Annotated in this window: 18 protein-coding genes; 1 reads left to right on the top strand and 17 read right to left on the bottom strand. The window is 57.7% G+C overall.

Annotated features, from left to right (window positions below; genetic code table 11):
- Genes ABIQ96_RS01720 through ABIQ96_RS01695 form a run of 6 tightly spaced genes read right to left on the bottom strand, consistent with a single transcriptional unit; the run spans position 1 to position 6,932 of the window.
- Positions 1 to 1,188: a glycosyltransferase family 4 protein gene (locus ABIQ96_RS01720; protein WP_348212806.1), complete on the bottom strand. Its 1,188-nt coding sequence runs from the start codon at positions 1,186 to 1,188 to the stop codon at positions 1 to 3.
- On the bottom strand, positions 1,185 to 1,931 hold the full coding sequence (locus ABIQ96_RS01715) for a class I SAM-dependent methyltransferase (RefSeq protein ID WP_348212805.1): 747 nt from the start codon (positions 1,929 to 1,931) through the stop codon (positions 1,185 to 1,187). The genes ABIQ96_RS01720 and ABIQ96_RS01715 overlap by 4 nt, the downstream gene beginning before the upstream one ends.
- Entirely contained in the window at positions 1,928 to 4,363 is a 2,436-nt protein-coding gene (locus ABIQ96_RS01710; protein WP_348212804.1) for a hypothetical protein, read from the bottom strand. Before ABIQ96_RS01710 ends, ABIQ96_RS01715 begins: the two co-directional genes overlap by 4 nt.
- On the bottom strand, positions 4,360 to 5,301 hold the full coding sequence (locus ABIQ96_RS01705; RefSeq protein WP_348212803.1) for a glycosyltransferase: 942 nt from the start codon (positions 5,299 to 5,301) through the stop codon (positions 4,360 to 4,362). The genes ABIQ96_RS01710 and ABIQ96_RS01705 overlap by 4 nt, the downstream gene beginning before the upstream one ends.
- Entirely contained in the window at positions 5,298 to 6,041 is a 744-nt protein-coding gene (locus tag ABIQ96_RS01700) for a class I SAM-dependent methyltransferase (RefSeq protein ID WP_348212802.1), read from the bottom strand. Before ABIQ96_RS01700 ends, ABIQ96_RS01705 begins: the two co-directional genes overlap by 4 nt.
- A gap of 42 nt (positions 6,042 to 6,083) precedes the next feature.
- Complete coding sequence (locus ABIQ96_RS01695; protein ID WP_348212801.1) at positions 6,084 to 6,932, bottom strand: alpha-1,2-fucosyltransferase; 849 nt, start codon at positions 6,930 to 6,932, stop codon at positions 6,084 to 6,086.
- A 74-nt stretch (positions 6,933 to 7,006) separates the two neighbouring features.
- Here ABIQ96_RS01695 and ABIQ96_RS01690 point away from each other — a divergent pair, with 74 nt between their 5' ends.
- Positions 7,007 to 7,915 (top strand): hypothetical protein, encoded by a 909-nt coding sequence (locus tag ABIQ96_RS01690; protein ID WP_348212800.1) that lies wholly within the window; start codon positions 7,007 to 7,009, stop codon positions 7,913 to 7,915.
- Between the two features lie 17 nt (positions 7,916 to 7,932).
- Here the strand turns inward: ABIQ96_RS01690 and ABIQ96_RS01685 are convergent, their stop codons facing one another.
- The 11 genes from ABIQ96_RS01685 to ABIQ96_RS01635 all read right to left on the bottom strand — a co-directional run bounded on the left by ABIQ96_RS01685 (position 7,933) and on the right by ABIQ96_RS01635 (position 22,568).
- The gene (locus ABIQ96_RS01685) at positions 7,933 to 10,242 is read right to left on the bottom strand and encodes a glycosyltransferase (protein ID WP_348212799.1); all 2,310 of its coding nucleotides are present in this window, start codon (positions 10,240 to 10,242) and stop codon (positions 7,933 to 7,935) included.
- Between the two features lie 91 nt (positions 10,243 to 10,333).
- Positions 10,334 to 11,116, bottom strand: a complete 783-nt coding sequence (locus ABIQ96_RS01680; RefSeq protein ID WP_348212798.1) for an FkbM family methyltransferase — start codon at positions 11,114 to 11,116, stop codon at positions 10,334 to 10,336.
- A 99-nt stretch (positions 11,117 to 11,215) separates the two neighbouring features.
- The gene (locus ABIQ96_RS01675) at positions 11,216 to 12,271 is read right to left on the bottom strand and encodes a hypothetical protein (protein ID WP_348212797.1); all 1,056 of its coding nucleotides are present in this window, start codon (positions 12,269 to 12,271) and stop codon (positions 11,216 to 11,218) included.
- Positions 12,272 to 12,309: 38 nt separating this feature from the next.
- Positions 12,310 to 13,146: a glycosyltransferase family 2 protein gene (locus ABIQ96_RS01670; protein ID WP_348212796.1), complete on the bottom strand. Its 837-nt coding sequence runs from the start codon at positions 13,144 to 13,146 to the stop codon at positions 12,310 to 12,312.
- 96 nt (positions 13,147 to 13,242) lie between these two features.
- Positions 13,243 to 15,345, bottom strand: coding sequence for a metallophosphoesterase (locus tag ABIQ96_RS01665; protein WP_348212795.1), 2,103 nt, complete (start codon positions 15,343 to 15,345; stop codon positions 13,243 to 13,245).
- The gene (locus tag ABIQ96_RS01660; protein WP_348212794.1) at positions 15,342 to 17,567 is read right to left on the bottom strand and encodes a metallophosphoesterase; all 2,226 of its coding nucleotides are present in this window, start codon (positions 17,565 to 17,567) and stop codon (positions 15,342 to 15,344) included. Before ABIQ96_RS01660 ends, ABIQ96_RS01665 begins: the two co-directional genes overlap by 4 nt.
- Positions 17,568 to 17,680: 113 nt before the next feature.
- Positions 17,681 to 18,370, bottom strand: a complete 690-nt coding sequence (locus ABIQ96_RS01655; RefSeq protein WP_348212793.1) for a response regulator transcription factor — start codon at positions 18,368 to 18,370, stop codon at positions 17,681 to 17,683.
- On the bottom strand, positions 18,367 to 19,758 hold the full coding sequence (locus ABIQ96_RS01650) for an ATP-binding protein (protein ID WP_348212792.1): 1,392 nt from the start codon (positions 19,756 to 19,758) through the stop codon (positions 18,367 to 18,369). Before ABIQ96_RS01650 ends, ABIQ96_RS01655 begins: the two co-directional genes overlap by 4 nt.
- The gene (locus ABIQ96_RS01645; RefSeq protein ID WP_348212791.1) at positions 19,755 to 21,008 is read right to left on the bottom strand and encodes a glycosyltransferase family 4 protein; all 1,254 of its coding nucleotides are present in this window, start codon (positions 21,006 to 21,008) and stop codon (positions 19,755 to 19,757) included. Before ABIQ96_RS01645 ends, ABIQ96_RS01650 begins: the two co-directional genes overlap by 4 nt.
- Positions 21,009 to 21,018: 10 nt before the next feature.
- Positions 21,019 to 21,663, bottom strand: coding sequence for a methyltransferase domain-containing protein (locus tag ABIQ96_RS01640; protein ID WP_348212790.1), 645 nt, complete (start codon positions 21,661 to 21,663; stop codon positions 21,019 to 21,021).
- 125 nt (positions 21,664 to 21,788) lie between these two features.
- A complete protein-coding gene (locus ABIQ96_RS01635; RefSeq protein WP_348212789.1) occupies positions 21,789 to 22,568 on the bottom strand; it encodes an FkbM family methyltransferase in 780 nt (259 codons plus the stop codon).

Below are 22,568 nucleotides of genomic sequence, written 5' to 3'. Positions count from 1 at the left end.
TCAGGGAGTTTTCAGGCGATTCGCCCGGAGTTCAAGCGCGCGCTCGGCCACCTTGTCGGCATGCAGTCGGGACGTCCATGTCTTTGAGATGAGTTCGGGATTCCGCAAGCCGCTTTCCCACTTCGACAGTTCGTTCTGAAGTGCGGTTAGGTGTTGGGCGGCATCATCCGTTTCCGCCAGCTGACCGGAGCCGTCGGAAGTGAACCACTCGAAGCTCGCCATCGAGGGGGAGCGGCCTGCCACCACCGAACACCCCGAGCACAACGCTTCACCGGCCGCGATTCCGAAACTCTCGAATGCCGAAGGACTGTAGAATATCTGCGATTCCCTTAAGATCCTCGCGAGCTCATTTCGGCCCACGCGTCCCCGCAGATGGACCCGTTCGCGATGCGCCGCATCGAGTGATCGCCGCCACATCTCCAGCTCCGGAGTGTCTGTGCCAACAATTTCAACACGGACTTCGTGGTCCAGCCTGATGATTTCCCCAATCACGGATTGCATCAGTTCCGGACGTTTCTGGATTCTCTCCTGCCAACGGCCGACACAGGCGACTTGCCGCGATTTAGGCACCGCGTCGGTGCGAAAAATCGATTGCACGGGATGGGGTAGCACTTCGACACGCCGTGCAAGCCGGTCACCGCCGTATGCCCGGCACAGTTTCCGATAGTGACCGGCCGCAACGGGGGACACACAGGCGATGACGTCACCCTGTCTCAGGTGTGCGGCCCTCATCGGGTCGGTCACCAGCAGCCCGGTCGTTAGACCGCGGGCGACCCGTTTCACGAACCCCGCGAGGTCGCCGCTTCCTGATAGGATCCGCTGTTCAGCGAGCCATCCCCGGAATCCGGCCAGCGGACTGATCAATCCGCCGTTGTCCTGATTCAGGATGAGGAAAATCCCGGCTTGCCGGATTGCTGCCGCGACCTTGCGGAACCGCGGACTTCCCCATGCGTAGAGGATTACCGCGTCAAGCTGGTGGGCGTTCCACCAAGCCGCGGATTCGAGATTCGCGAATTCCGTGCGGATGAGATCCGGCTCGTCATCATCCTGTCGCGCGCCGGGCATCACCGCGCGGGACTCGCACCCGATTTCCCGAAGTCCGCGGCACATCAGCCCGCTGTCACGGGCAAAAAAATCCGGTCCGCCTCCAAAGGCCACCGGCGTGCAGGTGAAAACGCGCGTGCTCACTTCGTGAAGATCACGTTGCAGTTGGCTCCGTAGCGCAGGAGTTTAGGAAACGATCTGAACAACCACGAATCGATCCGCTGGACGGCGGTGGAGAGGAAATTGAATCGGTCCGAAACAGCCTTCATCGGATATCCGAGGAAATTGAACATCTGCACCTCACAGGTTGAGAACCCTTTCGCCATCCGCTCGAATTGCGAAAGATACAAATTGCTCTCGTCCCCGAGTTCATGCCTCGCCATCCGCACCGCACGGATCGCCGCCACTAGCAGATTGTGCCCCATGGGCTCGAAGATGAACACCAATCGCCCCCCCGGCTTCAGCACCCGCAGGATTTGTGCCGCCAGCCCGTCCACGTCATGCGCGAGGTGATGGAGCGCCGCCTGTCCCAACACGAGATCAAACGACGCATTCGGAAAGGCGGATAGATCGAATGCATCCCCCGCGACGTAGGAAAGACCCGGCAGCCGCTTCAGCCGTTCCTCGATCTCCGGTCCCCCTGCGGCGTAAAGGTCCAGACCTGTCACCCGGGCGTCCGGAAAAACCTCCGCCAATCCGGCCGCCAGTTTGCCGAACCCACCGCAAATCTCCAAAGCCCGCTTGCCTGATAGGTCGATCCTGCAAAGCTCGCTGTAGCCTGCCAGGAACAACGCCCGGTCGGACGGCGGGAACCCGCCGATCGCCGGAAGCATGGATTCCGCCGCAGGATGAGCAGGGGATTCCGGGTGGGTGAGATGAACGGTCATGAATTTGAAATTGCGGTTTGCGGCTTTCTGCGGAACATCCAGACGGAGCCGGCCGCCAGCAGAAACAAGGAGGTTCCAGTCATCCGATACCCGAGACGCCTGAGAGGCGGGTTGTAACGCATTTCAATTTCAGTTGTCTCACCAGGATGATGGATTTCCATCAACATGCTGGCATCCCGAGCTCGCAGGACCGGTTCCCAATCGGAATGATCGTCGCAGCGGTATTCCCATCCGTCGTCCTCGTTTTCGGCGACGCGCACCCAGCGGGCTTCCGACGGGATTTCCAGATGACGGGTGTTTTGCTTTCCCGTCGTCTCATGAACCGGAAGGAAGTTACGTTCCGCGCCGTTGAGGAAACCGTCTCTTTCCCCATCCGTCCGGAACGCTACGTATCGGGGCAGCGCGAGCGAGTTCGAATACAGATCCATAACCGGACTGCTCCATATAATATTCCACCCCGGCGGGACATCCGGATTGCCGGCCCAGGTGATGAGATGGGAAACTCCGAATCGTCCGAGCTTGTCGGCATCGACAGGTATGTTGTTAGGCATCACCATGCCGTTGGGAACGACGCTGTCATAGCCGGTGATGGAAGCTATTCCGTATGCCTCCAGTGTGTTCGGCACGAATGGTGTCCGGGATAAATGTTCTGTCAGGTGGTTCATCGTGGTGACCCTGCCGTCGCGTCCCACATTCGCCCTGAGGGCAGCCACTTCGGGTGTTTCCGGAAACAATGGATATTTCGCGGGGTCCGCCCAAACCACCCAACGGGCCGCGAACATCGTCACCTCCAGCACGATGGCGGTGGCCAGCAGGATGGATCCCGTATTTCGCCGTGACTTGAATCGGCTGGCCGTCCATCCCAACCCCCACAACGCCATCGCCAGAAGCAGCAGCGGTACTGCCTGTTGGGGACTCCAGATGAAAAGGTCGCCCGTGAAGTTTTCCGCACGGGTCTCCAGCCATTTCCGGCACCCGGCGAAGGAGCTTCCGCTGGCAGCCGTTAGGATTCGCTGGTGCAGCGCTATCAGGAAATTTTTTCCAAATAGCGAAAGTGCGACACTGCCCGCCAGCCACAGTGCCGCCATCGACCCGGAGACCCATGCGGTGATTTTGCACAACTTTCGCCGCGTCAGGTCTGCGGATTGCCCCATGAACGCGACGAACGCCATCGCCCCTCCGAGGAGGAACAGCAACAACAGCCGTTGATAGAGGAACCGCACCGCGGGTGTCAGCGGCAGCACCAGCCCGATCAGGATCAGCAGTCTCTCGAGTGCGCCGGTTTCCTTTCTGCCGATGGCGAGAAAGGCGATGAGCGTTGGGAGCGTTCCAATGTAGGCGACGAAGAACAACTCGCTCTTGAACAACTTCAGCAGGTCCATGGAGTCGCACCGTCCGAGCGCGGAAGGGAACACCTGTAGCGGATAGGCTGCCAGGTTGAATAGCGGCTGAAGGATGCCCTGCGGATAGATTCCGTTTTCCGCATGCGCGAAAAGTCCGAAGTGCAACCCCAGCTTGTTGCTGGTCATCAGCGCGTCGGTGCACGGCACCAGCATCAGCCCGGAAATGCCGGCCCCGAGGATTCCCCATACCGCATAGCGACCAAATAGACCTGCCTGCCGCCGCAAATGAGCCCGACCTCGCCAGGCGAGCCAAGCTTCCTCGCCCCAACTCGCCGCCACCGCCAGTGCCACCATCGCGGCATGTTGGAGAGTTCCTCCGAGGAATGCGAGCGAGATGAAAATCGGCACCAGCCCCCAGGCCCAGCGCCTTCCCCGCCGGTGGCAATCAATGGCCCAGAGGATCCAAGGCACCCAGCAGAATGGACCCAATGCGAACCGGTGGTTGATCCAGGTGACGAACTGGGAATTTGCGGCGAAGGCCAGGGCACCGCAACTACTCCACACCACGTTCGCACCCCGCCCTCTCAGCAGGAGGACCATGCCAAAAGCGGCTAACAAGACCTGGCCGATCAATCCGAGATGCCACGCCGTCCAGAAATCAAACCACCTGTGAAGCTGCATCGCCCAGTCATCATACAGGGCCATCGTGTTGGCATACTGCGCGGTGCCGCCGTAAGTTAGATCGCTCCATCCCAGCCAGCCTTCCTTGCGGTAGCTGTCGGCGGCGACCATGTGATAGCCGAGGACCACATCAATGCTATCCGAGACGAAATGATTTTTCGCGATGCCGGGTTCGCCAGCTCCCCTCCAGGGTTGCATCATCTCGTTCGCCAGATCGAGCGGTGCCAGATTCCTGCCACCTGCCCACCACGGGGAAAACCAAGCGAGTACGACCGCGAGGCAGATCGCCAGACAGACACTGGTCTTCTTGGCCGAGCCATCGCCGGATCGTGGAGGAATGCCGTTGCTACCGGTCATCGGGAGAGAGGGATAATCGGGAGCGTGTGTCTTCACATCCGTTTCTGTCATTTGCCCTGTCGGATGGTAAGTCGCTCGAGTTCAAGCAAGCGCAGGTTGATGCTGTTGAGGATCAGTCCCACGCTGAGGGAGATCATGGATAGGATCATCAGTGCCGCCGCCAACACGGCGCTGGGGACATGAGAGACATAATGGTCCGGATTGGTGATGAAGTCATGGGCTGGCATGAAACCCGCCGCCAGGCCGAGCGTTCCCGTCAGCAGGCAGATGCTTCCGAACAAGGTGAGCGGTTTGTAGGACTTCAGGATCAGGAAAAGTCGCAAAAGGACGAGGAAGCCGTCGGACCAGGTGTTCAGTTTTGAAAAACTTCCGTCGGGCCGTGCCCGGTAGGGTGCGGGAACCTCTTGGATCACCTGCCCGCGATACAGGGATTGCAATGTCATTTCTGTCTCCACATCGAACCCCTTTGTGGTGATGGGAATCTGTTGGACCGAGGCTCGGGTGAATGCGCGGTATCCGGAAAAGATGTCAGTGACGCTGGATCCGAACACTCTGTTGATGATGGAGCAAATCATCCGGTTTCCGGCCAGATGCATGGGCCGGAAGGAACCGTCACCATGGCTTGCGAGCCGGGTCGCCACACTCATGTCGGCATCGCCCCGCAGTATGGGCTCCAGCAGCTGGTGCACGTGCGAGGCCTCGTAGGTGTCGTCGCCATCCACCATGACGATGATGTCTTCCGTCAGTTGTTCGAAGATTGCGGCGACCACGAATCCCTTTCCCTGGCGCTTCTCGCGGCGAATGATGGCTCCTGATCCGGCAGCGGCTTCAGCAGTGCGGTCGGTGCAGTTGTTGTCATATACATAGATTCGTGCGTCGGGCAGTTCCTGTCGGAAATCGGCTACGACCTTGCCGATGGTGAGCTCTTCCTGATAGCAGGGGATGGCCACGGCGATGGTGGGCTTCACGGAGGTATCGCTGGACATCATGACTCGATATTTCGGCTGACGAAAAGGATGGACTGTCCGACTGGCGGGCGGATCAAACGCTCTATTCGCGAAGCGAGAGGCACGACCCAACGATCAAAAAAGCGGATCTGCGCGTCGTTCTGACCCTCCAGTTTTCCCATTTTCGCGTTCCACCACCAGCCCCAGATGCCGATGAAATTGTAATACCGCATGAATTCCAAACTAAGACCGGCATTTTGCAATAGGATCCTTGAGCAGGATTTGGAATACCTCCGGTAATGTCCTAACCGTTCGTCGATGGGTCCGTGGGCCCACGGTCCCGCAGGCACCAGAACGATCAGACGGCCGCCGGTGGCGAGCCGTTGTTTCAATGTGTTCAGCACGGCGCGATCATCTTGAATGTGTTCGAGGACGTTCATCAGCACCACGCTGTCAAATCGCTCCTCGGGCGCAAGCACCGTGTCCAGGGATTCCACCGTGGCCCGGAGCGGTCTGACATTGCAGAGTTCCCGCGTTTTTTCCTCGAGCTGCCTGAAACAGAACTCATTCGGCTCCAGACTCGTCACCTTTCTTCCATTTCCGGCGAGTTGAGGGGTGAAATTTCCGATGCCTCCGCCGATCTCCAGGACCCGGCGGCCAAGGAAAGGCTCAACCATCCGGAACTGCCAATCCCGATAGTTGACGGCCCGTTCCATCTGCCGCAGATCCTCCGCGTAGAAGGGATCGATCTCTACGGGTATGGGGTCTTTTGGTGGTGTCATGGGGTGCGCGTCAACCCGGCATTCCGTCCGGGAATTTGTCAATCACCGCCAGCCCGGCATCCGCTTTTCATGGATCGGGGCTTTGGGGCCGGACGCATACCAGCGGTCAGGCATGAGAACTTGCTGGCCTTCCTTTTTTCCGAGCCACGCGGCCCACCAGGAATAGGTGCTGTTAGCGATGACATGGTGGGATGCGAGACTCATCAGGTAGAGGTCGTGGAGAGGATTAACGGCATCATTTCCCGAATCCATAACGATCTCGTCATCCCGTTGGAATTCGCTGCGGCACCATTCAGGATCGTCGGAGAAAATGTGGAAGCGGGCGGTTCCGAGGCGCGTGCGCATTTGATCCATCCGGTCCCGATAATATTGGCTGTCGCATACCAAAAAACCTTGCAAGGTCAGGTAATCCCTTCTCCGGACGTGGACCGCCACGGAGTTGGGATCGGACAGTTTCTCGCGAATTGGAGCGGGTGGTTGCACCGAGGCGGAAAGCAGGTGGTTCAACTCGTCCCGCAGCTCCGCATCGATGCCTTGGAAATAAAGAGGTGTCTGGAAATACCCGAACAACATGCAATCCGCCGGAACGTCCAGAAAGCCGGGTTCAAATGACTGATCATCCGGATTTTCCCGCAGGACAGGTACTTTGCGATATTCCCAATAATGTCGTCCGGTGACCTTGCGCAGCGCACGGGTGGCGAGGGAAACCCGGCGGACTACTTTCGCCTTCAGCGGCAGCTTGAGGAAATGGGAAACCTCCGCCCAGCCCTCCGCGTTGAACCAGGATGCATCCATTACCAGCGGCACCCCGTGCTTCTTAGCAAGCACCCGTCCGAGCGCGTATTGAAACAGGTGGTTGCCGGTCCGGCCGAGAAGGACGATGCGGATCATTGTGAGGCGGGTGATCGGAAAATTCTGTTTGCTTTTCGGTTCCGGATGAAAGGCACTTCTTCAGGTTTCCGGTAATGAACGCAATCAGAGAAAGCACGCGGCGGACGCCACTGACAGCACGGAGAAACCGTGTTAGCCGGGTGATTTCGGCTTGCGAGGCCAGGGATATTTCCGTGTGGACGGTCACCTCGCGGCAGGTCATCCGCCTGATTGACGCGGATTCCTATCAACTCGTCTGTCCGGACGATCAGATTGGTGTGTTCGAGGCGGCCACCGCTCCGGGCTGGGAGATCACGGGGGAAAGCAGATTCTCCTCCAACTGCCAGCTCGATATGATACGGGGAAAAGTTTCTGGGGCAAACACCAACCGGGTGCATTGGCTGTTCCAGCAGTTCATCAAGATCAATGCGATCGCCGAATCGGACCTCGATGATGGGGAACTAGTTGTTATTTGGGATGCGGATACGGTGCCGCTGCGGAAGATCGATTTCAGCGACGGACCAACCGGATGTATCCGATATTATCATGGCAAGGAGCATCACCAGCCCTATTTTGATACCATTGAGGCACTGTGTGACTTGGAGCGACTAACAAATTTATCGTTCATCGCCCAATGTCTTCCGGTTAGGGCGGGTTGGGTGAGGGAGTTGCTGCAGGATATCGAAGAGCGACTGTCACAGTCATACGTCGAGGCCGTGTTGAGTCGGTTGCCGGGGAAATCCGGAAGCGAGTTTTCCGAGTATGAGACGATCGGAGCCTGGGTGCTCGCGCATCATCGCGATGAGATGGTTTTTCGTAAAAAGAACCGCTGGTTACGGAGCGGGTCGTCGTTTTTCGGATCTCGGACATTCGGTCCCATGGCGATGATTCTTTTTCGGTTGCTGGCGATTCGTTATGATTTTGTTGCCATTGAGAATTGGCGACGTCCCTTCGATATGAAGCGTCTCTCGAAGGCTGCTTTCAGGATCTTCGGTCGTGGGTGATCGTCGCATCGGAACCGTCACACGGTGATGCCGTGGAATGCGCTCAAGATTTTCTCCGCCACTTTTTTCGCGGCATAGGTGTCCCGAAGTTTCAGGCCACATTCGCGGATTTCCGTGGAATTCATGCACATTACCTCGTCAAGCGCGGTGAAAAGGGAATCGGGGCTTTGGAGGGAGAACGCGCCTTTGTCGGTAACCACTCCGAGGATTTCCTCGACCGAGGTGCCTTCCACGAAGCACACGGGGGTTCCCAGATAGTAGGCTTCCAACGCTGGAAGTCCGAAGCCTTCGATTTCCGAGGGGAGAATGAGTGCTTTGGCTTCCATATAGGCCGCTTGGAGGGCCGCATCCGCTAGAAAAGGGCGTTTCACAATGCTGCGCGAATTCGCCAACAGGTCGGAGACTTCGGGCGGAACGGTTCCTATCAGGTGCAGCATGGGCATTTGGCGTCCGCGCGACTCCGCTTCGTTCCACCAACGGACCAGGTGGGCCGTCCGCTTGTGTGGTTCGCATGACGCCAGATGGATCACATAGTTTTCCTTGGCCGGTTCGGCAGGTTGTGGGATTCTCTCATAGAGGCACGGTTCGTAAGTCACGATGATCTCCTTGGGTGCAATTTCATGCCGTCGCATGAAGTCACGAATCTGCCCTTTTGAGGATTCCGAGACAGTTAGTATTCTATCCGCCTTTCGAAGAGTATGCTTCAACATCTTCGCCCAATAATAGTATTCCCACGGATTTCTCCAATTCGGATAATGGTCCTCGTCGTATTGGATGATCGTGTCGTGAATTGTCACCACTGACGGGCGGCAGCGGAAACTCAACAAGGGAAGGTAGCCTTTGGGGAAGTAGTGAAGATCCGGCGCAGGGCCACTCCTCTTGAACAGCGGATGAAAGTGATCGGTCAACAGGCGAACTGACTTTCTGCGCGTTCCCCACGGCAGGATGCTGGAAGGTCCCAGGCTTTCTGGCGCCTGTTGCGAGGTTTTTGAGGCAATGACCTCGATTTTGACCTGGCCAGTGGCTTGCAGGGCCTCCAACACGACTTGTGACATCCGCGAGATTCCGAAACTCCGGTCATGCCCGGGGTTCTGATCTGCGAGATAGACCGAGAGCGTGAGACCCGGAGTGATGTCTGGAGATTCCGCCTTGCCGGTGCGGGCAGTGGGTTCCGGAGCTAACGAATGGACGGGAAGACCGGCTTTGCGATTGAGAGCGGCGGCGGTTTTCCAACTGGCACCGACCCGTTCGATGAAGCGCGCGGGCAGAAAGTTTGCCTGATAGAATTTCCTGGAAATTCCGGAGATTTCAGCTGCGGGTGTTTTCCCCGATGCGAGTTCGATGAGTTCCGCCGCGTATCTTTCAGGCGATTTGATCGGAAGGATTCTCGCAGACGCACAACCGTCGAGCATCGCCGGGATTCCGGCCCACTCGGTGGAAACAAGAGGAAGTCCCATACCCAGAGCCTCCATCAGAACGATGGGCGTGGCTTCGGAGGCATAGTGGGTCGGAAAGAAGAACACGTCGGCGTTTCGATAGGCGTCCCACTTGGCATCTCCGGTCAGTTGCCCTACCAGTTCGACCATGTCTTCAAGTCCGAGTTCCGCTCTCAGAAGGCGGACTTCATCTTCGAATTCCGTTGAGAACCATTTTCCGACGATCCGGAACCGGAAATCATCGGCCCGACCCTGCTGCTTGAGGATGGCAGCGGTCCTCAGGATTTCGAGCACACCTTTGCCCTCCTGCAAACTGCCGACGAACAAGGCGGTGAAATGCCCGGGAGTCGTGAGTGGTTCCCGGTTCAATTCGGGCACATCGATGGCGCAGGGACACCACTGCCAGGTTTGCGCCGTAAATGCCTGATGCGGAGTGATGAGTTCCTGAGCCACCTCCAAAGAGACTTCCGCATGGTGATAGACCATGTTTCCTAGCAGACCGCGCAGCCGTCCGTTTTTCACGAAGACCGGCAGGCCGCTTGCGTGGAAAATGAAAACCGTGCTGCCTGCGAGATGTCGCAGGCTGATCAGAAAAGCCACATCCCGCAGAAAAGGGATCCATTTGGCACTCGCCGGCGGGTAAAAAAGGACACACCCGGGATTGGCCTTGAGGATCTTCCTGGCGCTCCGGATCAAATGGAAAAGATGAGCGACTTTTTTCCACTGGAAGCGCCCGACTTCCAGCATTTCCTCGCTGAACTCCATGCGCAAACGGTGAACCTCAAAGTCGGGCCAATCATGATCGAAAAGCAACTGCGTCGCCACCGCCTGTCCATGCCAGGGTGGCGGGGTTTGTCCCATCAGCAGGATGTGGAGTTTGTCGGACTGCATTGAAGAAATATTTGCGAAAGACGCGGAATCAGAAAGGGGGAATGGAAAAGTCGGGTGCCGGTGCGACTGACCAAAGGCCCTGTTGGGTCGGTTATTTTCTCAATCCAGTCTTTCTCAGAAGCGTGCCGACAGCCTTGCGTAGAGGAAAATAGAGGCTGATCCCGAGCCGTGCGAACCAAAAAAGGACGAATGAACGGAATCTATCAAAGACACCGGCGCCCTGATCTCGGACGAAAACGGCATCGCAGGAATACCTGCCAAAACTCAGAAAGCCGGCTAGCAGAAAACCCCGGGCAGATAGGAAATCGTGAATCTCCCAAAACAAGGGCTGCCCCTCGTAAATTTCGATGAACTCGGCCTCGAGACTCAGCAAATCCACGTCGGAAATCCTTTCTCCGAACCCGTGCAGCGCCATGAGTTCGGCGCCCTGAATGTCCATCCACAAAGCGCTTACCTTTTGAATTCCGCGCGCGGCCATGAACGTGTCGGGCCTGACGATGGACACCTCCTCGGAACGCTGCACGTAAGATTCGACTTCATATTTACCGGACGCCAGAAAGAGCGAGGACGCACCGGGGTTCCCGTCGTCCCACGTCGTGACGGTTTTCTGTTGGTCGATCGGATGAAAGGTTGCAATCCCGTCCCTATCACCCACAGCGCTTTCGACGAGCGTGATCATCGGATGTTCCTCCGTCCGGGCGCGGCAAACCGGCAAAGTGGCCCGGTTACATTCAAACGAATAGATCCTCGCATCGGGAAATTCGCGGGAAATCGCTACGCTCTCCTCGCAATCGCGGGCACCAAACTCGAACACAATATCCGGGTTGCCGACATGCTGCCGGACGAGGGCGGCGAACTTCTGGACGTTACTCACGCGATGGTTGATTGGGTTTTGTGGTGTGTCCGTTAGTTCGGCGGCTTCACACTACGTAAGGGAAAAATTTCTGAGGCCGGAATGCAACCAGATCACGGGTTATCGGTTCAAGCGCAGCGCGGCGTCCAGCACATCTCTGTTCTCCTGATGTCCCGCGCCCTGTTTATACGCAAGACTTGCGATAATCGGCAGCAACGGATCATGGCTCCAACCGGTCTTTCGCAGATAGTCCTGACACTGCGGCAATTGCATGACGGCGAGCGTTCTGTTGATCGCGTCCGACGGGCTCAACCGATCCACCAGCCGGAAGTCCTGAAGAAAATAGTGCACGAGATCGAGTCCGGGCATTCCGGATTCATGGCCCCATTCCCAGTCAATCACAGTCAGGTCTCCGCCAGGTTGTTCTAGCAGATTCCAGCGGGCAAAGTCGCCGTGACGGATGACCGGCGTCAGGGATTGACCCGTTAGCGCCCGGAGCGCTCTATTTCCGGAATCGCCCACACCGAGTGCATGGCTGATGGATCCCCACTCGCTGAAGCGCACGATTGGCATTGCCTCCCTGTCAGTAGCCCAGCGTCCGAGCAAGGCGAGGGCCTTGTCACGGGCGCCCGCTTTCACGTGGGTGCCGGTGACGTAGGGCATCCGCATGACGCAGATGTCTTCTCCGAGATGCAGACCGAGGCATTCCGGGACAGCCGCATCTACTTGGGAGAGCAACGAAAGGATTCGCGACTCCTGTTTTAGCAGCGTGGTGCCGTCTTTGCCGAAGGCGATCTTGGCGACTTCCCATTTTGATGACGTCCTGAACGTGGCGATCGCCCGCCTGATCCGGTGCTCCGGACTGCCTAGCAGAATTCCGCACGACCCCGGAACCACGTCAGGAAGCTCCGGTGTCAGAATCTCCCTTGGTAGGGAAGTGGCCGCTAGCGCTGGAATGCGGGAATGGACGCCTGCGAGAATCGACAAGCGAAGCCCATTTGCAAGAAACCGGGCCGCGCGGCGCTGTGGCTGATAGAGGCGCAGTGTCCTCAGCGCGCCTTCCTTATCTTCCGGCATTGCCAGAAGGATGCTGCCATTGCGGCGGATCGGGCGCAATGGTCCGCCGCGCGGGTCGAGGGCCGACAATACCCGGTTGACGACGATGGCATCAGTCATTTCGGAAAATTGGGAATCAACATCACGGGAAAATGGAGCTACTCCGGGGGCATTGTGACCTTGCTCCGATGAAGCCATTTCAAGATGCCTTTCTTGAGCCTGAACGCATGATAGAGGATCCCATCGATGACCCAGTTCAGTGCCTCGTCGCTGAAAAGCCTGATTCCGTAGATGCGGCGGATGGCACGGGGTTCGGCCGCCTGGCGCTGCAGGCGCAAGACGTTTTTCAAATCGTCTTTTCCAAGACTTCGCTGGCTGATGCTCTCTCCGTGCAAGCGGAAATCCGCAAGGACACATGGCAGATAGGCGAAGTGTTTCCCCAATCCGGCGAGCCTGGCGTAATACTCGCCATCCATGCAGTAACCGAAATCGACATTCAGGAACTGTCCTTCGGCGATCGTGGTCTCGCGCCGGAAAAAGCACGCGGTGGAACCGATATAACACCCTTGCTGCACCAGAATCCCGCGGTCGAAGGGAAGCAGTGTCATCCTGCGGAGGAACTTGCCATTGGCATCCATGAAATCCCAGCAGCCATAGATCACGTCCGCCCCGCCCTGGTCTTCCGCGAACGCTTTCACGGCTTTCAATGCACCCGGTTTCAAGCGATCGTCGGCATTCAGCCACATCACCCATTTCCCAGTCGCGCGGTGGAATCCCTTGTTGATTCCATCGCTCATGCCCTTGTCGGGTTCCTGGAAGAACGAGGCGTGAGGATGGCGGGCCACCACCTCGGCTGTCGCGTCCCTTGACCCGGCGTCCATCACCAGATGTTCCACTGTGACTCCGTCCTGATCCGCCACGCTTTGCAGGCACTCGCCAATGTAGTGGCCATAGTTGTAGCTCGCGGTGACGATGGTAAAATCGGGATCGATCATTCCAGATGTGATGGGAACCGGGACAAGGCAAGTAGCCTCCGGTAAGCAAAGATGAATCAGCTGTAACGCGAAATGTCCAGCGCTCGCGAATTTCGATCAGGGCGTCAAGGTCGCCCGCAGCTTGATAAATTTGGACTGGAGAGTGAGAGGCAGGGTAACTCGTCGCGGCTGGCCAGACGGGGTCGCTGCTCCGTCGTTGGTATCCAAGACGCCCGCAGGCTGCCATCCCGTCAAGTCGTTGGAAATGATTGCGTCGACTGTGAGGTCATCGCGTCCAGCCGCCCTGAAATATCGATAGATCCACGCGTTGCCTTCAACCTTGCCTTGGGGGCCCGCATCCAATTGACCGGGTTCACCGCCGGTTGCGTATTCCAAAAGAAGGGGAAGTCCGTCGGAATCGGCGTCATTTTGCCAGACCGCCGGCGAGGCTGGAAGTGAGTCGAAGCGAGACGTATACCAAGTGGCGGATGGCGTGGCCTCGATGGAGCCAAGGCGCAAGTCCTGTCCCGCAATGTGATAGATCCGCCTCGGTGCCGCACCGGCCTCCAGTGCCCGGGTCGCAGGCAATAACTTGAAATTGAATTTGGCGAGCCCTTGCCCCGAAACGGGAGCGAAGGATGCGAAACCCTCGAGTGTTTCGGGGGGAAAAGACACGCTGCCGGATGTCGGAGTCACCGCGCCGCCGGAAATTCCCTGCGTGGTAAACGCCACGTCGTCTGCGAATGCGGTCGCGCCCTTTCTCCCAACCCTGAAGCGAAGTCCTGGAGCCGACGGCCCGTTGAATGCAGGCGAAGGTGGAGACAGTTCGTAAGTGGATCCCTTGACGATGGTGAAATCATCCCGAACTGCTCCGGACTGATCCTGAAACTGCGCGTTGAGCCGCATGCCGTTCACCTCGATAACCATATTCCCAATAGTTGCCAGACTGACGATATGGGCGGGGTAGGGGGAGGGATTGACCAATGTCGCGGATCCGTCATACCACGACTGGACCGAACTGGATGTGCCGACCACCGCGTAGACCGTACCGGCCCTTCCTGTGGCGGCTGGCTTCTGAAACGCTCCGTCTGCAGCACCGGGGTCTTTGACAAATTCCCCGGCAGCATTCACTCCGCCGAGATCCGATCCATTGCCGCTCCACTTCACCATGGTTGTCGCGTTGAAGGTTCCTGAGCCTCCATAGTGGCCGTCGATCATCCGGGACCGTTCATATGCGTGGCTGTGTCCGCACAGGACAAGGTCCGCACCATATTGTTCGAGTAGTGGAATGATGTAATTACGCGTCAGGGCTAGATTCAATTCGGTGTCCGAATCGTGGCTACCCTTCGAATAGGGGCCCTCGTGCATGTAGGCGATGATCCAATCCGAGGCACATGCCTTGAGATCGTCCTTCAGCCAATCTACCATACCGTAGGTTCCGCCCGGTGAGTCGGCGACGGTTGCATAGGTATTCGAATCGATGCAGATGAAGTGGATATTGCCACGATTGAACGAGTAATAACTTTCCGTCCCCGAGGCCACTCCCCCGCATTCGCCGGCAGTCGGGAAATGGAATATCGAGTAGTAGGGAGCCGGGGGATTTGCCGGAACGGTGGTATCGTCGTGATTCCCGATCGTTGACCACAAGGGAGTGTTTCGCAACAGGTTGGCATAGCGGTTGAAGACCGCGCTCTGGTAATTGGAGTCCTCACCATAAGCGTAGGCATTGTCACCCAACATGATCACCGCGTCGGTCGGTTTCCCCGATGCCGCGTTCGCCGCCATGAAATTGGAGAATGCGGGTTCGGCATTGCCAAATTGATATCCTGAATCTCCCAGCACCCAGATCCTCGTCGGTGCGACGGAATCCGGCGGCGGCGAGGTTCGAAACCACTGATCCAGTCCGCCGACATCGACCGCCACACCCGAAACCGGCGTGCCCTTGATTCGATAAAAGAACCGGGTCTCCGGAAGGAGTCCGGACAGAGTCACCTCGTGATCCGTCGCCGTGCCTGGAGTGGTAACCGGCGGTGACATCGATCCTTCGGTCAGTCCAAATGCCACCTCGCTGGTTGTGGCCACGTCGGTTCTCCAACAGACGGTGATCCGGTCCGATCCGGCTGATTGCAGGTAGGGTCCCCTGGTCACGGTTGCCGCCATCCCGGTGAGTTGACCGCCGACCAGCGCCAGAATTGAAGATAGGGCGGCAAAAGTCCTCATGAATTTGGCGTTTTGTCGAGGTCCAGGCAAATCCGGTAGAAGCGTTGCTGATAGGCGGAGTCGAGGATGACGACCTCAACCTGTTCCCAATCTCCCGTGGAGAGCAGGATTGTTTCGGCGCATACCGACGGCTGGACCTTTTCCCAAGTCTTGAGATCCCGGGTTTGCTCGATCCGGTAGTTGATGTCGGTCAATGACGAGGATCTCATTCTCGGATATACTATTCTCGACATCCGGGCATTGAATGAACTCTGGATCGGTATACCGGGTTTCCTGCCTGGAGAGTATGGCTGGACGCCGCCGTCGTTTGACTGCAGGTCGAACGCGTATTGCAGGATGTCGTTGATTCCGTTAGCATCCGCATCTCCGGGGGCCAGATGAACGGACGCTGCGGGGTCGCCTGGGGTGGTGACTCTCGCGCGACAGTAGAGCGAGCCCGACCCGGGAGTTGGAAGCAACAGTCGTGCCTCCTCCCAACCGGAATCTATCGGGGTGATCGCGAGCTGGCTTTCGTTAGCAGCTGTCCAATGAACGAGGTCGTTGGAATATTCGGCCACGTATGAGACCGCGGGGAGAGACGAGGCGGTGCGTCGTGCGAAACGGAAGTCCATCACCTTGCGGAAAGTCTGGGAATAGCTGGGAGTTCCGGAAATTGGGGACGCCGCGGCATTGGCGGCAGCGGACGAGAGTGGCAGCGGGAGATTGAAGGCGTAGTGTTCCAGATTGGTGAACTGGCTTCCTTCCACCTTGACGGTCGGATCCGTAAGGTTCCCGCGAAGGATCGTTCGATACTGCCGGAACAACCACTTGTCGTAACCGGTTAATTTCGCCGGGTCCGCACCCAAGCCCCAGCCGAAGATCGTGATCCCGTCGTATGGCCCTTGTAAATCGGTAAGGGTTTTAATTTGGAGCGTCGGAGAGCTTCTGAATTGCGCGGGAATGGGAATCCGGTAAATCTGCTGGAAATTTGAGGGCGGAAGAGAAACCGCGACCCAGGAACCGGCTAGACCCGTGTGCGAGAAATAGCAGGTTGGAGGCACATACGCCGTGGCGATTTCAGCGGAAAGGAGGAACTCGGTGATCTTTCCTTCGCTGCGGCTGAGATCCGTCCGGACGGTGTATTTTCGACATGCGACAAAATGAGACCTCAAATCGATCCCATCGACGTCAATCAGGTTTCCCGGTCGTTCGTAAAGTCCTTCCTCACAGATGACCGCAGGGGACTCAATCACGTCAAATGGCCAGGCGAGGGGATAGACCTTCAGTTGTTCCACCGGCTTCTTGATTTCAAATCCGGTTTCAATGACCGAACGGAAGGCCCTAAAGAGAACCCGGCCTCCTTGCAAGGCGATCAAAACATATCCCGGGGGGCGGTTGTCGCTCCATTGTTTTGGATTTCCCGTGGTGACCTCCATTTGGATGAACCGGGTTCCCTGTGGATTCACGAAAAGTTGCTCTGCAAATCCGTGACCATGGCCTCCCACCAGCCAAACAGGCGCCCGGTGATTCGCGAATACCTTCGACACAAGGCGCTTGATGCCGGGTTCACCAAAGAGATAGTAGAATGATGGGTGGTGGGCAATGATGAGAACTTCCTGATCCGACGGGATGGTCGCAGCCAACGTATTGAACCATGCGATCTGGGCAGGATCCGGCATTCCGCCATTGGCGCTGTTGAGGTGAAAAACAGGAACACCCCCGAGAGTCGCCAGTTGATAAGGTGGAAGAGCGAGTTCCTCCCGCCACAGGTCGGCATCCATTTCATCCTTGTCGGTGTCGTGGTTGCCCGGGATGGCGCGGATTTTCATTCCGGAGCGGAAACGCTGGATTTGCTGGGTGATACACCGGAATTCCAGCCGGGAAAGGGCGTAGTGGCTGGGATAGCGGGAACCACCGATCGAAACGCTGTTGTGGACAATCAGGTCACCGGCAATCGTCAAATCGGTGATTGCGGGGGTGAGCCCGTTCAGTTCGTTTACCAGGCGGTCGTCGAGTTGGGTGGTGTAAGTGGGAGAACTCTGGTCGAGGTTAATGTGAACGTCCGCTACGATCGCCAGCAAGGCCGATCCGGGACTGTTGGCATTGAACCCTTTCGCCTGTAAAAGTGCGCTAATGTCCGGCGGCTGTGTTGCAGGGGCGGAGTCGGCGGACACACGGTTCAGCATTCCGCCTAACAATGCGGAGCCGGTTCCTACGATGAAATTCCTGCGGGTCTTTTCCATGGCTTGCCCGGGAAACTTTCCGGAAGCACTAAGCTAGGCGGAGATCCCACGATTTTCAACTCGGGTCGATCCTATTTCTGGTGTGGGGGTTTCCATCGCAACATAAGGTTAGGTCATGTTGATTTTCCATCATCATAACTCTCAACCCATTGGACGGCGCGTTGGAGCAATTGCACTCCGTCTTCGAGGTTGAGCTTGTCCTTGATCCTCGCGCGGTAGCTTTCGATGGTCTTCACGCTGAGGCCCAAGCTTTCTGCAATTTTCCGAGTCCCGCATCCCCGGCCGATAAGTTGGAAAACCTCGAGTTCACGGTCCGCCAGCTTGGAAACCGGGGAGCTATTCTGATCGAGATTTCCACCGATCGCGTTCATGACGAGTTTACCCGCGAGGCCGGGGCTCACGTGGATGCCGCCGCCGAGCACTTGACGAATGGCCATCAGGATCTCGCGGGTGTTTTCCTGTTTGCTGACATATCCCATGGCACCTGCCCTAAGCGCGCGTTCCGCGTAGAGTCCCTCGTCATGCATCGAGAGGACCAGAATCGGGATGCGCAGTCCCCGGGCTTTGAGATCCTTGATCAGGTCCAGGCCACTGGACTTCCTCAGGTTCAGGTCCACGACAGCGATGTCAGGCAACTGCCTCTCGATTCCCTCGAGTGCTTCCGACACGTCTCTTGCCTCTCCGCAGACATGAAGGTCGGGCTGGTTGTCGATGAGCTGCGTGAGTTGCTCGCGAACCATCGGATGGTCATCGACAAGGAAAACACTCTTGGTCTCCGGCAGGAATTCAGGATGTGGTGTCATCGCGGGTGCAATAAGGTGACGCTGCTTGGTGGCAAGGTACAGGTGACGGTGGTGCCTCGGTTCGGGCTGGTATCAATTTCCAGGTTTCCACCCATCATGTTCGCACGGTAGCGCATGAGGTTGAGACCGATTCCACGGGGTGGGGAGGATATTTCCATCCCCTTGCCGTTGTCGGTGACTATAAGCTTGAGGGTTTGATCATGAATTTGGAGGGAAATGCCGATGGCGTCAGGGATGCCGTGCCGGCAGGCGTTTGAGATGCACTCCTGGGCGATCCGATAGAGGTGGACCGTGGTCATGGGGTCCAACGCCGGAAGCACATCATCGACCTTGGCCGAGCACAGGATTCCCGTGCGCTCGCGGGTAGAATTCGCCAGTGTTTGCAATGCGACCTCGATGCCGTCCTCAAGCCCGGCCGGATACAATCCGTGGGCGAGGTCGCGGACCTCCGTGATCGCATCGTTGATCAGCGTGGCAATCTTGCCCGCATCCCTAGCCTCGGATTCGAGGGAAAGGGATTCGAGATGGCCCTGCAAGCCGCCTGCGGCAAACGCCACGCTCACCAGATGTTGGCAGACGCCGTCGTGCAGATCCTGGCCAATCCGGCGCTGTTCTCTTTCAGTGGCCTCCGCGATGCGCATTTCCATCGTCCGGCGCGCTGTCAGGTTGGCGATCACCACCACCACACCGGCTTGGGTGCCGAACTTGCCGAGGAGAGGTTGCGCGGTCACCCGGAGGATCCTCGGTTCATCCTCGTTGGCCGACCTCATTGAAAACTCCCGGTCACCCGAGAGCCTGCCGGATGTGGCCAATCGAAGCACGTTGGCACCTGAGCCATCCAAGTTGAAACCATCCAACCGGGTGCTTTCGAGATGCTTCACCCATTGGTCGGCGTTGCGGCCGATTGGATTGATCCCGAAAACTTTCTCGGCCGCAGGATTGAACCCGATCACTAGTCCTTCCGTATCCACGACCACCACTCCGTCGCGCATGCTGTTGAGGATCGAACTGAGGATACTGTCCTGCGCGGCCAGGGCTGCCTCTGTCCGTCGGCGGGATTTTATCTCGGAAACCAGCAGCACCGTGATCACGAAGAATGCGAGACGGATGAAGGCGTTCCAATAAGGGATGTAGGGATCCGTGTAGACGCGGTTGAAGGCAAGTTCCGTGGCCAGCCAGATCAGTGCCGCCACCAGGCAGATGATCAATGCCGTTCTCAGATTCGACAGCCACGCAACCAGAATGATCGCCGGCAGATAGAACATGGCGGAAATCGAGAGTTCCGGACCTGTCAGCCAGTCGATCATACCGCAGCCCGCCATCCAGACCATCGCGGCGACGGCCGGGGGCATGACCCCATGATATCTGCCTGTCGGGTATGGATTCATGAGGGTTTCTGGTCGGCTGATTTCTCAATCGCATTGAGATAGTGGACGCACATCCGCTCGAACTTGTCGTCCCAGGAAAAATCGTCGAGTGCCCGTTTGGAGGCCGCGAGGCTCATTTCCTGACGCAGTCCCGGAGTTTCGGCAAGCCGGACTACGGCTGCGGCCAGACCGTCGATCGTTTCAGCGATTGGCCCGGGATTCACCCTTGCGGCGCAGGTGTCGTCGGTGATGTCTCCCACTCCCTGATGGGCGATGCAAATGACCGGTAGTCCATGTGCCATGGCTTCGAGGTTTACCCCGCCCGACGTGTCTCTAACACTGGTGAAGAGAAACGCGTCAGCGTCATCGAAGCGCTCCATCAGCTCTTCCTGCGGGATGGTGCCGTGGAATGCCACCCTCGGCGCGATGTTCAGTTGGAGGGTCATCTCCTTCAGGCGTAATTCGTCCGGACCTGATCCGAGAATGTCGAATGTCCAGTCGCATTTGGAACTGGCGGAAACCTTGGCGAGCGCCCGCAGCGCGAGTTCGAGACCTTTTCTCCGTTCGAGCCGGCCCGCGTATAACAGCCGGATCTTTCCCTGCGGCGAATGGTGCCTGGGATTTGCGCGGGAATCGGGAGTTCCCGTATCCAGCATCACGTCCTCCGACAGCAAACCCTGGCTGGCTAACAAGCCGAGGGTTTCACTGTTGGCGGGCACCACGGCTGCGGCGCTGCGAAGAAGCCGCCGTAGCCAAGGCACGTGGAGAAAATGGTTCAGAATCCAGCCACGCACGCGCTGCAACCAGATGCGGCGTCCAAACAGTGGGAAATAGTGCGGGTTGACCAAAGGGGCCCCGACCGGCCCCAAAACGAACGCCGCGCGTTTCAACTTCCAGAATCCGGGACACAGCAAGGTGCAGAACGTCAGGTGGTGAACGACGTCCGCGGAGTCTGCTTGTGTGCCGAACCGCCGCGCCACCGCCCATTGCCAAACCGCGTAGTAGGCCAGTGTCGGCAGCCAGCCACGGCGCTTCGCCTTGAGAAACGGTTCGGGCAGATCATGGAAATGAAACACCACCGATCTCAGCGGGTCCCCCTCGGCCGTGGCCGCGACCGCCTGTTCGATCACCTGGCGGTTGGATTCCCGAGTCAACACCTGAAGGTTGACCCGGCGGGCAAGTCCGTTGGTCCATTTCCAGCCCACTCCCGGTTCGGAGCCCTTTCCCGGCTCGCACGCATAGGCGGACAGGAACACATCAGGCTTGGACATGGAGGGTCTATCATTCACCGGGGGAGAGCAGTATCAACAAGGTGCCGCCCAGTTTCGGAAATTTTTCGAACAGCGTCTTTCCCATTCTGAATCCCAAGGAATTATTGACCGACTCGGATTGATAACAGGTTCCGATCCGTGTGACCCTGAAACCATGTCGTTCCACAAGGTTTGTCAGGTTCTGCTCGTTGAAGGTCATCACATGTTGCCGGCCTTCCACAAATCGTCCGGTCAGGTGCCTCAGGAACGGTGCCAGGCCAAATGCGTGCGGGGTGGTTAGAACGACCGTCGTGTCGGGCCTGCAAAGTCTTCTCACACCATCTAGCATATTGCCGGGATTTGACAGGTGTTCGATCAGGTCGCCAATGACCACGATGTCAAACTCCGGGGTCAAATCGAGGTGATCGAGTTTCTCGACGTCGCCGACGAGGATGTTTTCGCAGATGCCGCTCCGCCGGTATTCCTCCACGGCGTCCGCGCTGATGTCCACGCCGGTCACGTCTGCCACGGCCGAAAGCTTCATGTGCAGCGTGCTTGGGGAGGCTGTCACCTTGTGGTCCGTGCCGGAGTCATTGTTTCCGACACAACCGAGATGAAGCACCCTTTTCGAACTGCAGAGCCCGAGGATCGCTTCGTGCTTGGATTGATATTTCATGAATTACTCAAAAGTCTAGCCGGGCTGAATCTGGCTATCGAATCCGGGCCAAGTCAAAGGCAGTTTGTGAGAAAAACGTAGTCAGCCGGTCGAATCCGTCGGTCATTTGTCATGATATTTTCGCCTCAGACTCCTGTTGGCTCGTAGGCCCAGTCGTCGGAACCGAAGGAAATCGTCCGGCGATAACCGAGTTCCTCCATCAAACCGTCACACTTCACGAGGTTTTCAGGAAAGATCTCGATCATCAGATAGCATGCGTTATCCCGTAGTGTGCGGCGCATCCCTTGGAGCACGTCGAACTCATATCCCTCCACGTCGATTTTCATCAAAACGGTTTTCCCGCGCACGGGATCCAGATCGTCCACAGCGATCTTGGTCACGGTGCGGAGACTGGCCAAGTTGTCCGGGTCATTGACTACCTTGCTTTTCCCGGTATTGAGGAGATCGCCGCCCCGGGATTCGAGAAATTGAACCGTGCCAGCTTGGTCGCCAACTGCGACATCGCGGATGGTGACCTGCTCCTCCAGTCCGTTGATTGCGATATTTGCTCTCAGAAAAGTGAGATTCCGCGTATCCGGTTCGAATGCGTGGGCGGTCAGTCCGGGAACCATCGTCGGAAGGATCACGCTATAGGCTCCGATGTTGGCCCCGATATCGTAAAGCAACGTTTGTCGGGCATCCCGCACCTTGGAAAGCAACCATTCCATTTCCTCGCGGTCGTATTCACCGAAGAGATAGATGACTCGATCCACCGCGTTGGCGCGGTCCACCAGCATTTGAGCTCCACACCGGAGTCGGGCGACCGCGGCACCACGGCACCAGTTCCGACAATGCCGGGAAAGGGTCCAACGCCCGCGGCGGATCGGGTATGCACGGCCGAGAATGGAGAGTAGTCTGCAGATCAT

The sequence above is a fragment of the Luteolibacter sp. genome, from assembly GCF_039920825.1.
In the GTDB taxonomy this organism is placed as follows: Bacteria; Verrucomicrobiota; Verrucomicrobiia; order Verrucomicrobiales; family Akkermansiaceae; genus Luteolibacter.
The sequence above is the reverse complement of the archived record's forward strand: the minus strand, read 5'-3'. Positions and strand labels throughout refer to the sequence as shown.